Origin of the sequence: Streptomyces sp. NPDC050416 (genome assembly GCF_044458845.1) — a bacterium.
In the GTDB taxonomy this organism is placed as follows: Bacteria; Actinomycetota; Actinomycetes; order Streptomycetales; family Streptomycetaceae; genus Streptomyces.
Genome location: NZ_JBITII010000005.1, coordinates 416,284 through 430,311 on the forward strand (window position 1 = coordinate 416,284; position 14,028 = coordinate 430,311).

The 14,028-nt window shown below is 73.3% G+C and carries 12 protein-coding genes and 2 pseudogenes; 7 read left to right on the forward strand and 7 right to left on the reverse strand.

The genetic code is table 11. The annotated features are described in order from the left end of the window. The first annotated feature begins 109 nt into the window (after positions 1 to 109). The gene (locus ACIBL4_RS18550) at positions 110 to 2,545 is read left to right on the forward strand and encodes a right-handed parallel beta-helix repeat-containing protein (protein ID WP_399411239.1); all 2,436 of its coding nucleotides are present in this window, start codon (positions 110 to 112) and stop codon (positions 2,543 to 2,545) included. On the opposite strand, the gene ACIBL4_RS18555 is transcribed toward ACIBL4_RS18550, so the two are convergent. Beyond that, a complete protein-coding gene (locus tag ACIBL4_RS18555) occupies positions 2,515 to 4,908 on the reverse strand; it encodes a hypothetical protein (RefSeq protein ID WP_399411241.1) in 2,394 nt (797 codons plus the stop codon). The two genes, ACIBL4_RS18550 and ACIBL4_RS18555, sit on opposite strands and share 31 nt — an antisense overlap. 281 nt (positions 4,909 to 5,189) lie before the next feature. On the opposite strand from ACIBL4_RS18555, the gene ACIBL4_RS18560 reads away from it, so the two are divergent. Together ACIBL4_RS18560 and ACIBL4_RS18565 are read left to right on the forward strand one after the other, a co-directional pair. Then, a complete protein-coding gene (locus tag ACIBL4_RS18560; protein ID WP_399411243.1) occupies positions 5,190 to 6,020 on the forward strand; it encodes a DeoR/GlpR family DNA-binding transcription regulator in 831 nt (276 codons plus the stop codon). 64 nt (positions 6,021 to 6,084) lie between these two features. Further along, entirely contained in the window at positions 6,085 to 6,552 is a 468-nt protein-coding gene (locus ACIBL4_RS18565) for an SRPBCC family protein (RefSeq protein WP_399411245.1), read from the forward strand. A gap of 22 nt (positions 6,553 to 6,574) precedes the next feature. Here ACIBL4_RS18565 and ACIBL4_RS18570 read toward each other — a convergent pair whose 3' ends face one another. Next, complete coding sequence (locus ACIBL4_RS18570) at positions 6,575 to 7,699, reverse strand: PLP-dependent cysteine synthase family protein (protein ID WP_399411247.1); 1,125 nt, start codon at positions 7,697 to 7,699, stop codon at positions 6,575 to 6,577. 402 nt (positions 7,700 to 8,101) lie between these two features. Between ACIBL4_RS18570 and ACIBL4_RS18575 the strand changes: the two genes are divergently transcribed. Both ACIBL4_RS18575 and ACIBL4_RS18580 read left to right on the forward strand, forming a co-directional pair. Further along, entirely contained in the window at positions 8,102 to 8,425 is a 324-nt protein-coding gene (locus ACIBL4_RS18575; protein WP_261682162.1) for a hypothetical protein, read from the forward strand. 183 nt (positions 8,426 to 8,608) lie between these two features. After that, entirely contained in the window at positions 8,609 to 9,142 is a 534-nt protein-coding gene (locus ACIBL4_RS18580; protein ID WP_243381631.1) for an ATP-binding protein, read from the forward strand. Between the two features lie 53 nt (positions 9,143 to 9,195). Here the strand turns inward: ACIBL4_RS18580 and ACIBL4_RS18585 are convergent, their stop codons facing one another. The 3 genes from ACIBL4_RS18585 to ACIBL4_RS18595 are packed head-to-tail and all read right to left on the reverse strand — an operon-like array spanning position 9,196 to position 12,790. Further along, positions 9,196 to 11,757, reverse strand: a complete 2,562-nt coding sequence (locus tag ACIBL4_RS18585; protein WP_399411250.1) for an ABC transporter permease — start codon at positions 11,755 to 11,757, stop codon at positions 9,196 to 9,198. Next, positions 11,754 to 12,512, reverse strand: a complete 759-nt coding sequence (locus ACIBL4_RS18590; RefSeq protein ID WP_399411252.1) for an ABC transporter ATP-binding protein — start codon at positions 12,510 to 12,512, stop codon at positions 11,754 to 11,756. Before ACIBL4_RS18590 ends, ACIBL4_RS18585 begins: the two co-directional genes overlap by 4 nt. Next, positions 12,509 to 12,790 (reverse strand): SHOCT domain-containing protein, encoded by a 282-nt coding sequence (locus ACIBL4_RS18595; protein WP_399411254.1) that lies wholly within the window; start codon positions 12,788 to 12,790, stop codon positions 12,509 to 12,511. Before ACIBL4_RS18595 ends, ACIBL4_RS18590 begins: the two co-directional genes overlap by 4 nt. A gap of 156 nt (positions 12,791 to 12,946) precedes the next feature. Here ACIBL4_RS18595 and ACIBL4_RS18600 point away from each other — a divergent pair. Both ACIBL4_RS18600 and ACIBL4_RS18605 read left to right on the forward strand, forming a co-directional pair. Beyond that, a pseudogene (locus ACIBL4_RS18600) lies at positions 12,947 to 13,213 on the forward strand (TetR/AcrR family transcriptional regulator); the annotation flags it as partial. Continuing rightward, positions 13,170 to 13,271 (forward strand): annotated as a pseudogene (locus tag ACIBL4_RS18605) (hypothetical protein); the annotation flags it as partial. The pseudogenes ACIBL4_RS18600 and ACIBL4_RS18605, both read left to right, overlap by 44 nt. Before the next feature lie 11 nt (positions 13,272 to 13,282). Here the strand turns inward: ACIBL4_RS18605 and ACIBL4_RS18610 are convergent. Both ACIBL4_RS18610 and ACIBL4_RS18615 read right to left on the reverse strand, forming a co-directional pair. Then, entirely contained in the window at positions 13,283 to 13,429 is a 147-nt protein-coding gene (locus tag ACIBL4_RS18610; RefSeq protein ID WP_399411607.1) for a hypothetical protein, read from the reverse strand. Between the two features lie 172 nt (positions 13,430 to 13,601). After that, complete coding sequence (locus tag ACIBL4_RS18615) at positions 13,602 to 14,024, reverse strand: PPOX class F420-dependent oxidoreductase (RefSeq protein WP_399411256.1); 423 nt, start codon at positions 14,022 to 14,024, stop codon at positions 13,602 to 13,604. Positions 14,025 to 14,028 lie beyond the last annotated feature (4 nt).

Sequence of the window (14,028 nt, forward strand, 5' to 3'; positions counted from 1 at the left end):
TGCGCGCACAGGCCCCACGGGCCCGGCCGGGCGTGGTCCCGACACCGGCGGGAGCGTCCCGAAGGCGAACGAGCCATCAGTACGACCGAGGTGGGGGCACAGCTACACCATGGCACAGGGCACGGTCCAGGTGACGCACACCGGCACGTCGCGGTGGCGGCGCCGCACAGGTGAGTACGCATCGCTCGCCGCTGCCCTGGAGGCCGCGGCCGACGGAGACGTCCTCACGGTGGCCCCCGGCACCTACCGGGAGAACCTCGTCGTGCAGCGCGCGGTGACGCTGCGCGGTCCCGAGGGCTCCCCCGGCTCGGTGCGGATCGCGCCCCTGGACGGCGTGCCGCTGACCGTGCGCGCCTCGGCGGTGGTCCAGGACCTGCATGTGGAGGGCCAGGACGCGGCCGCCCCGGCGGTGCTGGTGGAGGAGGGCACGCCGGAGCTGAGCAACGTACGGGTGGTCACGCGGTCGGCGGCCGGGATCGAGGTGCGCGGCAGCGCCCGGCCCACGGTCCGGCGCTGCGCGGTCGACAACCCGGCGGGCATCGGCATCGCCGTACTCGACGGCGCGGGCGGGGTGTTCGAGGAGTGCGAGGTCGTCGCGGCCGGCCAGGCGGGTGTGGCGGTGCGGGGCGGCGCCCACCCCCGGCTTGAGCGCTGCCGGGTGCACCACACCTCGGGCTCGGGCCTGTCGGCGACCGGGGAGAACTCGGCGCTGGAGGCGGTGGGCTGCGAGATCTACGAGGTCCGGGGCAGCGGTGTGCAGATCACCGGCCGGGCCACCGCACACCTCACCGACTGCGATGTGCACCGCACGACGGCCGACGGGGTCACGCTCGACACGGACGCGGTGCTGACGCTCGCCGACTGCCGTATCCACGACATCCCGGAGAACGCGGTCGACCTGCGGTCCCGTTCCGTCCTCACGCTGACCCGCACCACGGTGCGGCAGTTCGGGCGCAACGGCCTGTCGGTGTGGGACCCGGGCACGCGCGTGGACGCCAACCAGTGCGAGATCTTCGACAGCACGGGCGACTATCCGGCGGTGTGGGTGAGCGACGGCGCCACCGCCGTACTGGACTCGTGCCGGGTGCACGACGTGCCGGACGCCCTGTTCGTCCTCGACCGCGGCTCGCGCGCCGACGTCGTCGACAGCGACCTGTCGCAGGTGCGCAACACGGCCGTGTCGGTGAGCGACGGGGCGACCGCGCAGCTCGACGACTGCCGGATCCGGGACGCGGCGACGGGCGCCTGGTTCCGCGACCACGGCAGCGGCGGCACCCTCAGCAACTGCACGCTGGACGGCACCCAGACCGGCGTCATCGTCACCAAGGGCGCCGACCCCACGGTGGAGCGCTGCACGATCGACTCACCGGCGGAGGCGGGGGTGTACGTCTCGGCCGGGGGCCGGGGCAGCTTCCACAACTGCCGGGTGACGGGCAGCGGCGGCTACGGCTTCCATGTGATCGACGGCAGCCGTACGAGCTTGCGGAAGTGCCGCACGGAGCGGTGCGCGCGCGGTGGTTACGAGTTCGCGGACAGCGGCGCTGACGCCTCGTCCGGGTCGGGCCCCCTCGTCGAGGACTGCACCAGCGACGAGAGCGCGGGGCTGCGGGCACCGGCGGCGCGGGAGACCGCCGTGCAGACGGTGAGCCACTCCCCCGGCCTGCTGGGCGCGGTCCCGGGTCAGCGCACCGAACCGGAGCCCCCGGCCCCGGTCGCGGAGCCCGAGCAGTCGGCCCGGAGCTCCAAGGACGTCCTCGGTGAACTGGACGCGCTGGTCGGCCTGGAGAGCGTCAAGCGCGAGGTGCGCGCCCTCACCGACATGATCGAGGTGGGCCGGCGCCGGCAGCAGGCGGGCCTGAAGGCGGCGTCGGTCAAACGGCACCTGGTCTTCACCGGCTCCCCCGGCACGGGCAAGACGACGGTCGCGCGGCTGTACGGCGAGATCCTCGCGTCCCTCGGTGTGCTGGAGAAGGGCCACCTGGTCGAGGTGTCCCGGGTCGACCTGGTGGGCGAGCACATCGGCTCGACGGCGATCCGCACGCAGGAGGCCTTCGAGAAGGCGCGCGGCGGTGTGCTGTTCATCGACGAGGCGTACGCGCTGTCCCCGGAGGACGCGGGCCGCGACTTCGGCAAGGAGGCCATCGACACGCTGGTGAAGCTGATGGAGGACCACCGGGACGCGGTCGTGGTGATCGTCGCGGGCTACACGGCCGAGATGGAGCGCTTCCTGTCGGTCAACCCCGGGGTGGCATCCCGGTTCTCACGGACCATCACCTTCAGCGACTACGGCCCCGAGGACCTGCTGCGGATCGTGGAGCAGCAGGCCGAGGAGCACGAGTACCGGCTGGCGGAGGGCGCGGCGCGGGCCCTGCGCACGTACTTCGCGGAGCTCCCGAAGGGCCCGGCGTTCGGCAACGGCCGTACGGCACGGCAGACCTTCGAGGCGATGGTGGAGCGGCACGCGAGCCGGGTCGCCCAGCTCCCCGAGCCGAGCAAGGACGACCTGACACTGCTCTACGCCGAGGACCTGCCCGAGCTGCTCTGAGGATCCGCATCCGGATCCGGGCAGGGCTGCTCGGCCGTGTGACGGGGTGCAGGCAGGCTCGGCCGCAGCCGGTCGAGCAGCTTGCGGCGCTCCTCGGCGAACTCCGGGTCCGCCTGGTAGTCGGAGTGGCCGAGGATCGGGGCCGGCAGCGGGTGCAGGTCGGTGCGGCCGTAGGAGAGGGGGTCCATCAGCGGCACGTGGTCGACCCCGAGGTCGTGGTTGCCGGGCAGGCGCACCGGGCCGCCGATGGGGTCGGTGAGCCGGTACAGGTTGCGCCAGCAGTCGACCTCCCGGTGCAGGGAGCTGAGCGCGGCGGGGCCGAAGTGCGCCGGGAACCAGCGGCCGTAGAGCCGCTCCTGCGGGGAGCCGTACGTCAGCAGCGCGACGCGTCGGCGGGTGGACGGGGAGAGCTGCCAGGCCGCGGCGGCGGCGAGCACACTGCCCTGTGAGTGCCCGGAGATGACCAGCCGTCCGCCGGTGGCGCGGGTCCAGGTCGCGATCCGCCAGGTCAGGTCGGGCACCGCGCGCTCGGCGTAGCAGGGCGGGGCGAAGGGGTGGGCGGCGCGCGGCCAGAAGGTGCCGACGTCCCACAGGATGCCGATGGTGCGGCGGGCGGCGGCGTCCTTGTAGGCGCGTCTGCCCCAGGTGACGAACAGTACGAAGCCGAGGCCGATCAGCCAGGAGCCGAGGGCCTGGGCGGTCTCTGCGGCGCCGTGGACGACGGGGTAGGTGCCCTGTGCCGCCTCGCCCGGTGTCTCGTCGGTGGTCAGGGCGCCCACGAGAGCTGCGGCACCGAGCAGCAGGGTGACACCGGAGGTGACGGCGACGATGCGGGGTCCCCGGTCGGTGAGGGAGGCCATCGCGCGCGTGTAGGCGATGCGGCGGGTGCGGGCGCGGTCCTGGGCCTCGTCCGGGTAGTCGCGGGCCACCGCCTCGCGTTCGGCGCGGGCCAGCTGCCAGGCGCGGTGCGCCAGCCAGCCGACGAGCACCAGGAGCACCACGATCAGGGGCGGGATCACGGACGCCTGCCAGGTCAGCAGGACCGGCGGGCCGTCGATCGACGTCCCGGTGCCGTCCAGCCAGTCGGACACGCGCTGCGACACGCCGCCGGACATCACCCCGCCCAGGGCGCAGGCCAGCATCGCGACGGCCGGTCCGCCGAGGCCCCGCAGCACGGCCCGCCGGTCGGGGTCGGTGCGGTGCAGTGCGTACGCCACGCCGGCGAGGACGATCACGAGCAGGCCCTGGACCAGGGCGAGACCGCCGAAGGTGGCATCACCCGGCAGCCGGCCGGCCGACTCCCAGCCGGGTCGATCCCAGCCCGCGTACAGCAGGGCGAGGGCGAGCAGGACAAGGGCGGCGAGCGGCAGGCGCCGTACGAAGCGCTCGTCGAGTTCCCGGTCGATGCGTCTCTCGCTGCGGCCCCGGCGGCACACCACCCACACCACGGCGACGGCGCAGGCCGCGAGGGCCGCCTCCAGCAGCAGGCCCAGGATGTTCAGTGCGGCGGGGCCGCCGGGCTCCCGGTCGTGCCGGGCGGCGGCGCCGGCGACCGCGGCCGCGACCGTGACCAGTCCGGCGGCGGTGTGCGCGGCGCGCAGCCGGGCCACCAGCCGGCGTCCGTACCAGAAGCCGGGCCGGCCCAGCGCGGTCGGGCCGTCGCCGTCCTCGTCGGGCTCGGGGTCACGGGCCGGCGGCTGCTGGGACTCGTAGTCGCTCCAGGTGCGCCGGGACAGGTACCACAGCAGACCGGTCAGGGCGGTCGGGACGAAGGACGCCAGGGCGAGCCTGCGGCCGGGGCTGCTCCACCAGCCGCCGTCCGAGACGGTGGGCGAGAGGAAGCCGAGCCAGGAGTGCCGGTCGGCGCACGCGCGCGTGCCCGCGCACTGCCAGGCCGCCAGGTCGAGGGCGACCTCGCAGGCCGCCGCGACGAGCAGCACCGTCAGGGTGAGCCCCGTGAGCCGCACCAGCAGGCCGTACAGGCGCACGGTACGGCGGCGGCCGCGGGCGCTGGGGCGCATCCAGTGGGCGAGGTTGACGACCATGAACGGCAGCAGCAACAGCCACAGGGCGCGTGTGCCGTTGCCGGAGGTGAGGTTGCACCAGACGTAGGCCTCGGGCACCGGTTTGTCGCGGCGGCGGCCGTCGGGGCTGGTCTCCGCGTCGACGTCGTCGGCGCGCCGGAAGACGGCCGCGATGCCGTCGCCGGTGATCCGCACCGTGCGCGGGTCGTCGAGCATCTCCTGCGGCGTGGTGCCGCCCACGCCGTGGACCAGGAGTTCCAGAGCGGTCCCCGTCTCACCGGGCCGCCGGGCGGGCTGGTCCGGCCCGCCGGTCGAGGCCTGTTCCTGCGCACGTTCCACTGATTCGCACTTCCCCCGTGACACGCCGTCGGCTCTGTCCGTGCGGGCACAGGATCTCCGGTTCCGCGGCGCCGCACACCTGCTGTCACGGAATCTCCCCGATCCGTGACCATGCGGAAAGCTGTAGGTGACATGGGCGCGGCGAATGGGCGGTGGCGCCACCGGCCCCGCGACATGCGAGGATGAGGCGTCCGCGCACCGGAGCCGGGGGAGAATGTCCTGGTTGGGGCAGGTGTGCTGGGCCTGACGGACGGCATTGAGGCGAAAGGACCGGAGCGTACGTGAGCGAGAATCAGAACCTCCTCGCGGAGCAGCGGCGATCCCTGATCCTCGACGAGGTCCGCCGCCGGGGCGGTGTCCGGGTCAACGAGCTGACCCGCAAGCTCGGCGTGTCGGACATGACGGTGCGCCGCGACCTCGACGCGCTCGCCCGCCAGGGCATGCTGGAGAAGGTCCACGGCGGCGCGGTCCCGGTGGTCGAGGCGAGTACGCACGAACCGGGCTTCGAGGCGAAGTCGGGGCTGGAGCTGACCGCCAAGGAGGACATCGCGCGGGCGGCGGCCAAGCTGGTCGCGCCGGGCGCGGCGATCGCCCTGTCCGGCGGCACGACGACGTACGCGCTGGCGCAGCACCTGCTGGACGTGCCGGACCTGACGGTGGTCACCAACTCGGTGCGGGTGGCCGACGTCTTCCACGCGGCGCAGCGCACCTCCGGCCCGCGGCAGGGCGCGGCGACGGTGGTGCTGACCGGCGGTGTGCGCACCCCGTCCGACTCGCTGGTCGGGCCGGTCGCCGACCAGGCGATCGCGGCGCTCCACTTCGACCTGCTGTTCCTCGGGGTTCACGGCATATCGGTCGAGGCGGGCCTGTCGACGCCGAACCTCGCTGAGGCGGAGACGAACCGGCGGCTCGTGCAGTCGGCCCGGCGTGTCGTGGTGGTCGCCGACCACACCAAGTGGGGCAAGGTGGGCCTGAGTTCGTTCGCCTCGCTGGAGCGGATCGACACCCTCGTGACGGACTCCGGCCTGCCGGACGAGGCGCGCGGTGTGGTCGTGGAGCATCTGCGACGGCTGGTGGTGGCCGGGGAGCCCGAAGAAGAGGCAGACAGCTGACGGGTCGCCAGCTACTGTGACGCTGCCGGTCATCGCCCGCTCCCCTGCCAGGAGGGCTTCGTCCATGGCTCACCGTCTGCGCCCCGTGGGGCTCGACTTCGTCCGGGCCGCGCCCGTACGGCATGTCTCCGAGCGGGAGATCTCCGCTCCGGTGGAGGCGGTCTACCGGGCTCTGGAGGACGTGCCCGGCTGGGCCGACTGGTTTCCCCAGGTGACGGCCGCCCGTCCGGTCGACGGTGGGAGGGGGCGCGACATCCGGCTCATGGGAGGCGTCCGGTTCCGGGAGTCGATCATCGCGGCGACGGAACCCGAGGTGTACGCCTATCGCGTCGACGTCACCAACGTGCCCGGGGTGCGCGCGATCGCCGAGGAGTGGCGGCTCGCCCCGGCCGGTACGGGGACCCGGGTGCGGTGGACGTTCGCGACCGACGGGACTGCGGCGTACCGGCTCGCCATGAAGCCGGTGCGGGCGGCTCAGGCCAAAGCCTTCCGGGACGCCGTGACGGCGCTGGACCGGAGGCTGACGGCGTAGCGCCACCAGCCCGGGCGTCCTCTCAGCCGGGCCAGACGCCCGTCTCCAGGAGCGAGTCGATCGCGGCCGTGTACGGCTCGATGTCCAGCCCCTGGGCGGCCAGCCAGGTGTCGGAGTAGTACTTGTCGAGATACCGGTCCCCCGGGTCGCACAGCAGCGTCACGACGCTCCCCTGCCGTCCCTCGGACACCATCTCCGCGACGATCTTCAGGGCGCTCCACAGGCCCGTACCGGTCGAGCCGCCCGCCTTGCGGCCGATGGCGCGCTCCAGTGCCCGTACCGCGGCGACGCTGGCCGCATCGGGCACCTTCATCATCCGGTCGATCGCGCCGGGCACGAAGCTCGGTTCCATCCGGGGCCGGCCGATGCCCTCGATGCGGGAGCCGCAGTCGCAGGTGACGTCCGGATCGCCGGTGGTCCAGCCCTCGAAGAAGCACGAGTTCTCGGGGTCGGCCACGCAGACGCGGGTGTCGTACTGCATGTAGTGCACGTAGCGCGCGAGGGTCGCCGAGGTGCCGCCCGTGCCCGCCGTGGCGACGATCCACGCCGGCTCGGGGAACCGCTCCATCCGCAGCTGCCGGAAGATGGACTCGGCGATGTTGTTGTTGCCGCGCCAGTCCGTGGCCCGTTCGGCGTAGGTGAACTGGTCCATGTAGTGACCGCCGGTCTCTGCCGCGAGGCGTGCGGACTCCTCGTACATCGTGCGGGGGTCGTCCACGAAGTGGCACCGGCCGGAGTGGAACTCGATGAGGCGGATCTTCTCGGCGCTCGTCGTGCGCGGCATGACGGCGATGAAGGGCACCCCGACGAGCTTCGCGAAGTACGCCTCGGAAACGGCCGTCGAGCCGCTGGAGGCCTCGATCACCGGGCGGCCCGGCCGGATCCAGCCGTTGCAGAGGCCGTAGAGGAAGAGGGAGCGGGCGAGCCGGTGCTTGAGGCTGCCGGTGGGGTGGGTGGACTCGTCCTTCAGGTACAGGTCGACGCCCCACCGCTCGGGCAGGGGGAACTGGAGGAGGTGCGTGTCGGCCGAGCGGTTGGCGTCGGCCTGGACTCTGCGGACGGCTTCCTTCAGCCATGCGCGGTAGGCGGTGTCGCTGTGGTCGACGTCGAGGGTGACGCCGGTCCGGGTCTGCTGGGGGGTGCTCACGAGGGGGCTCCTAACGCTGCGCGCCGACGACGCGTCGCGCGGCCGACACCCCCGATCATAAGCACCTGACACACGCTTCTCACCTGCATAAACGCACCTTTGAGCCCCCCAAAGCGCCCCCTGGGGCAGAGCCGGTGCAAGGGGGCGCGCACTCCAGGGGGCGCACTTGCGTGTGTGCTCCGGGCGCCCCCTGCAGAGGGGGTCCGCTGTACTGGTGCTCGACGCCGGGTGGGGGCAGACTTCACCGCGGGACCGGAGCCCCGGACGGGGTACCGGCAGGGGTACGGCGCACCACCGGAGCAAGTCTCCGGACGGGGGCACACTGGATCAGGACACGAGCCTGTGCCGGGTACCGCGCAGAGGGCGGGCCGGTACACCGACGCACACAAGGGGGCGGGTGGCATGGCGGAGCCGGAGTTCAGGGCCACGGGCGTGCGGATCGGGAAGCGGCTGCGTTCGCTCACCCGGGCCGGCCAGGTCCGGATCAGCGACGGCCGGCTCGAGCTGCTGACCAGCTACGGCAGTGAGATCGACAGCGCGCCGGTGCAGGCGGTGCGCGCCTCCAAGCCCTGGTTCGGCCCCGATGACCGGGCCACGGCGGATCTCAACGGCAACCGGTACCTGCTCACCCTGGGCGATCACGACCCCGCTCCGGGCGAGCCGGGGCCGCCGGCCGCACGGCGCTTCATCGAGGCCGTGCGCCGGGCGGCGGGGCGCGGCGACTGAGATGTCCGCGAGTTGCGGTACCCCACCCCCTGCGTCACTGTGGTCTCACGTCACTCTGGGTTTACCGGCGATAACGCTGCGAACCAGCCCGCCGGCCATGACAGCGGGCGACAGCGTCACGAAGGCGCCCTGCTGGATCCGAACTCCGTGTTCTTCCGGACCTCACGTCGGGGAGTCGCAGCCGTGATCAGCTACCCAAGCAGGCACTGCACGGTGGAGCTCCAAGCCCTGCCGTCGCGGATCGGCCAGGTCCGCAGAATCGTCTCTGCGCAGTTGCGCTACTGGCATCTGGACGCTCTGATCGACCGGGCCTCGCTCGGGGTGACGGAGCTGCTGTCCAACGTCCACCGGCATGCCCAGCCCGACAAGACGTGCACCGTGGAGATAGAGCTGCTGCTCGACCGGCTCACGGTGTCGGTGCGCGACCACGACCCGCGGATGCCCGTGGTCGACGACGCCGAGCCGCTGGCGACCTGCGGGCGCGGGCTGGCGATGGTGGCCGCCATGAGCGAGAGCTGGGGCGTCCGGCCGGACGGCGAGTCCGGCAAGGTCGTCTGGTTCACCCTCCCGACGTCCTCTGCCGCGGTCGCGGCGCCGTCGCGCCGGGCACGGCGCACGGTCCTGGAGAAACCCGCGCGCAGGTTCGCGGAGGTCGGGCACGCCGCCGACGGGCTGCTGCCCGAACATGCTCCCGCCCGGTCCGCCGTTGCCGGTTGACCGGGCGGTGACCACCGTTCACACGGAGGTCGCGTCGGCGGGCACCTCCAGGGTCACTCGGTGGCGATGGCGTGCAGCACGTCCAGGCGTGCCGCGCGCCGGGCCGGGCGCAGCCCCGCGAGGGCGCCGGCCGCGAGACCCGCGAGGGCCACGACCGCGAGCTGGGCGGACGGCACGGCGAAGGCGAAGTCGCTGTCGCTGCTGCCGTCCGAGGCCCTGACGAGGACCCAGCCGAGGAAGGCGCCGAGGGCGAGCCCGCCGACCGTGCCGAAGGCGGCGACCAGGACCGACTCCCAGCGGACCATGGCCCGCAGCTGGGAGCGGGTCTGGCCGACGGCCCGCAGCAGGCCGAGTTCACGGGTGCGTTCGTGGATCGCCAGGGTCAGGGTGTTGGCGATGCCGAGGAGCGCGATGACCACGGCGAGGGCGAGCAGGGCGTAGACCAGGGTGAGCATCATGTCGATGCCGCCGGCCGAGGACTGCGCGTACTCGTCGCGGGTCTGGACCTCCGGGTTGCCGTACCGGGCGGCGGCTTTCTCCACGGCCGCCTTGCCCTCGTCCGTGCTCACGCCGTCCTCGAACGTGACGGCGACGAGGGTGTCGGAGTCCTGGGTGCGGTGCGGGGCCCAGGCGGCGCGGGTGATGACGTAGTCGCCGGCGAGTTCGGACTGCCCGTAGACCGCGCGGACGGTGAACGTCTCCTTCCTGCCGTCGGTGAAGGTGAGCTGGGCCTTTCCGCCGGTGGCGAGGTGCTGCCTGGCGGCTTCCTTCTCGGTGACGGCGATGCCGTCGGTGCCGAGGCCGCGCATCGAGCCGTCGATCCTGCCGAGGTCGAAGGTGCGCTCCAGGGCGGCCGGGTCGGTGACCGTGAGGGCCCGGCCCTCGCCGTCGACCTCGGCGACACCCCGGCCGAGTCCGACCGCCGTGTCCACCTCGGGCAGCTCCTGGACCGCGCCGGCCAGCCTCGGGCTCAGTCCGCTGCCGCCCGCGCCGAACGACGGGGCGCTGACGGCGACGCCGCCCGCGAAGGACCGGGACACGGTCTGGTCCATGGTGGCCTTCAGCGAGGCACCGAACACCGTGAACAGCGACACGACGGCCACGCCGATCATCAGGGCACTGGCGGTGGCCGCGGTGCGCTTCGGGCTGCGCAAGGCATTGCGCCGGGCCAGCGCGCCGCTGACGCCGCGCAGCCGGCCGAGCGGGCTGCCGACGATCCGGACGGCGGCGGTGGAGGCGACCGGGCCGAGCACCACGAACGCGACCAGGGCCAGTACGGCGCCGGAACCCGCCAGCCAGACGGACGGTGACACGAGGACGCCGGCCAGGGTGAGGGCGACGGCCAGCGCGATCAGGCCCATGCCGGTGACCGCCCGCAGGCGGGACGCGCCGGAGGCGTCGACGGCCGTCTCGCGCAGGGCGGCGAGCGGTGCGGTGCGGCCGGCGCGTACGGCGGGCAGCAGGGCGGAGCCCAGGCAGACCACGATGCCGACGGCCAACGGCAGCCCCAGGGAGAGGCCCTTGACCACCAGGTCGTCCTCGGGGAACGGGAAGCCGATGGCCGGGAACAGGGCCTGGAGCCCGGCCGCGATGCCGATGCCGCCCGCCAGGCCGGCCAGGGACGCGGTCACGGCCACGGCGGTGGCCTCCACCAGGGTGGTGACGGTGACCTGACGGCGGGAGGCACCCAGCGCCCGCAACAGGGCGTTCTCGCGGGTGCGTTGGGCGACGACGATGGCGAAGGTGTTGTGGATGGAGAAGGTCGCCACCAGCAGGGCGACGCCGGAGAACACCAGCAGGAAGAGCGTGAAGACGTCCAGGAACTGACTGGAGATCATCTCGGTGTTCTCCTCGGCCGACTCCTGGCCGGTGATGGCCTCGACGCCCTTGGGCAGCGCGGGCGTCAGCCGCTCGACGAGTTCCTCCTGGCTGACGCCGGGTCCGGCGCGCACCTGGATGCTCGCCGCCTCGCCCGGCCTGGCCGTGAGGTACTTCTCCGCGTCGGCCACGGTCATCCCGGTGAAGGTCACCTGTGCCATGCCGTCCTCACCGCCGAAGGTGGCGAGGCCGACGACGGTCACCCGGACCGGGTCGGGGGTGCGCAGGACGGTCGTGTCGCCGATCTTCAGGCCGCCCTTCTCGGCGGTGCCGCGGTTGACGACGACCTCGCCGGACTTCCGCGGGGCGCGCCCCTCGGCCAGCCGGTACGGATTGAGCTGCGGGTCGGTGATCCAGTTGCCGGCGAGGGTGGGCGGGCCCTGGCCGCCGATCGGGTCGCCGTTCGCGCCCACGAGCTGCCCGGCGCCCTGGATGTTCGGCACGGCGGCCGCGACGCCCGGGACGTTCTCGACGGTCCTGACCAGGCCGGTGGCGACCGGCTGCCGTACGCCCTGGCTCTCGCCGGGCGTGGTGATGGCGTCGGCGCTGCGGACCACGGCGTCGGTGCCGCTGGTCGCTTTGCCGAACAGCGAGTCGAAACCGGCGCGCAGTGTGTCGCCCATGACGAGCGTCCCGGCCAGGAACGCCACGCCCAGGAACACGGCGAGGAACGTACCGGCGAAGCGCCGCCGGTGGGCGCGCAGGGAGGACACGCTCAGGCGTATGGAGGCGTTCATGAGGGCACCTCGAAGGCCTTCATCCGGTCCAGGACCCGGTCGGCGGTCGGGGATTCCATGCGGTCGACCAGGCGTCCGTCGGCGAGGAAGACGACCTCGTCGGCGTGCGCGGCGGCCACGGGATCGTGGGTGACCATGACGACCGTGCGCCCTGTCTGGCGTACGGCGCGGCCGAGCAGGCCGAGCACCTCCTCGCCGGAGCGCGAGTCGAGGTTGCCGGTCGGCTCGTCGGCGAAGACGACGTCCGGCCGGCCGGCGAACGCCCGGGCCACGGCCACGCGTTGCTGCTGTCCGCCGGAGAGTTCGGCGGGCCGGTGGTGGAGCCGGTCACGCAGTCCGACGACGTCGATCAGCGCGTCGATCCACTCCGGGTCGCCCCGGCCGCCCGCCAGGTCCAGGGGCAGCCTGATGTTCTCCGCGACGGTGAGGGTGGGCACCAGGTTGTACGCCTGGAAAACGAAGCCCACGCGGTCGCGGCGCAGCAGCGTGAGGCGGCGGTCGTCGAGGCCGCCCAGGTCGGTGTCGCCGATGCGGGCGGTGCCCGAGGTGAGCGTGTCCAGGCCGGCCGCGCAGTGCATCAGGGTGGACTTGCCGGAGCCCGAGGGCCCCATGATCGCGGTGAAGCGGCCGGCCGGGAAGCTCACGGTCACGCCGTCGAGGGCGCGTACGGCGGTGTCGCCACCGCCGTACACCTTCACCGCGTCGACGACCCGGGCGGCGGGCCGCGTGGTCGTCGTGGCGGTCGTCGTGGTCATGCCTCACCTCCCTTGCGGCCGAACTCCTCGTTCAGCACGGACAGCCGGCGCCAGTACTCGTCCTCGTCGATCTCGCCGGAGGCGAAGCGGTGTCCGAGCACGGTGATGGGCGAGTCGTTCCCGGCCGGGGGATGCCGCCAGGGACCGCCGCGGCGGCCGCGCCACACCGTGCGGCGCAGCAGCGCGATGCCGCCGCCGATGACCAGGGCCCAGATCACCGGGAAGAGCAGGATCCAGGGGCCGGGGCCGCCGTCACCGAAGTTCGCCAGGGTCTGCATGTCGTTCAACTCCTCGGAAGCGTTGCCGCGATGTCCTGTCTGTCGCTTCCGAGCGTCGCCCCGCGCGGGGTCCCCGGTCGTCGTACGGCCAGAGGCAGTGCGCGTACCTCGCGGGGAGTAGACGGGCGGGGCACGGGTGCGGCCATGAGCACCTCGCAGCGCGCGGGTGCCGGGCAGGAGGGCAGGCCGGACCTCGCTCTGGCCGCGATCCGGCGGACGGCCGAGGAGATGTGAGCTACCGACGCGGGAGTACTCGACGACCCGGGAACGCCGTACGAGCGCGTCGAGGCGTATCTACGGCGCCGGCGGGACGTGCTGTAGGGCTGCCCGATCGGCCGGCTGACCATGGCCCCGGACGTGATCGCCAGCGCCGAGCTGCGTGCCCCGGTCGACGAGACGCTCGACTGGCTCCGGGAGCGGATCGGTCATCCGCAACCGTGTCGCCCGCCGGGAGCATCTGCTCGACGGCTGGGACGGGCTCGGCTTCAAGGGCTACCTGACGCGCGAGCGCGGTCTGCGCGGCTCGCGTACGAGGAAGGGGGCGGTGCGCACGCGCGGTTCGCGGACGGCGGTGCCAACTCGTCCCGGCTCCGGGCCGTTGGCCGGGAAGCCGACGGCGATCTGTTCGAGGTGCTGCACCTGTCGGCACCGGGCCGGGACCGGCTGCCCCGAGGGCGCCGGTGGTGAGCGCGGTCCGCGCGGTCCCGCGAGACGTGCCGCCCGCGGAACTGCTGCTGGGCGCGGACATCACGACGGCCGCGGTGGGGCGGCGGCCCCGGGATGCCGTAGCCGACGGCGTGGACTGCCGGTTTCAGCCCGCGGCCTGGTCGTTGTCCTTCATCTCTCCCCAGCCGTGCCAGCGGTCGACCTCGATCCAGGCGCTGACCCGGGGCCGGACGCGGTTCGGGTAGGGCTTGCCGCCGTAGTGCCGGGAGAGCAGGTCGATGTCGGCCAGGTCCTTGTCGTCGTACATCTCGGTGACGCGGCCGATGAGGGTGATGTGGGTGTACCAGTTGTCCTCGGCGAGAACGGTGAGCGTCACGCGCGGGTCGCGGCGCAGGTGCTTCAGGCGGACCCGGCCCGCGTCGAGGTTGATCAGCACCCGGCCGTCCTTCCACGCGTACCACGTGGCGGTGGAGACCGGTGCGCCGTCGGAGCGCACGGTGGCCATGACGCACGGGTTGGGCCGGCTCAGCAGGGCTTCGGTCTCGGGTGGCAGCGGCGGCTTGGACATGGGG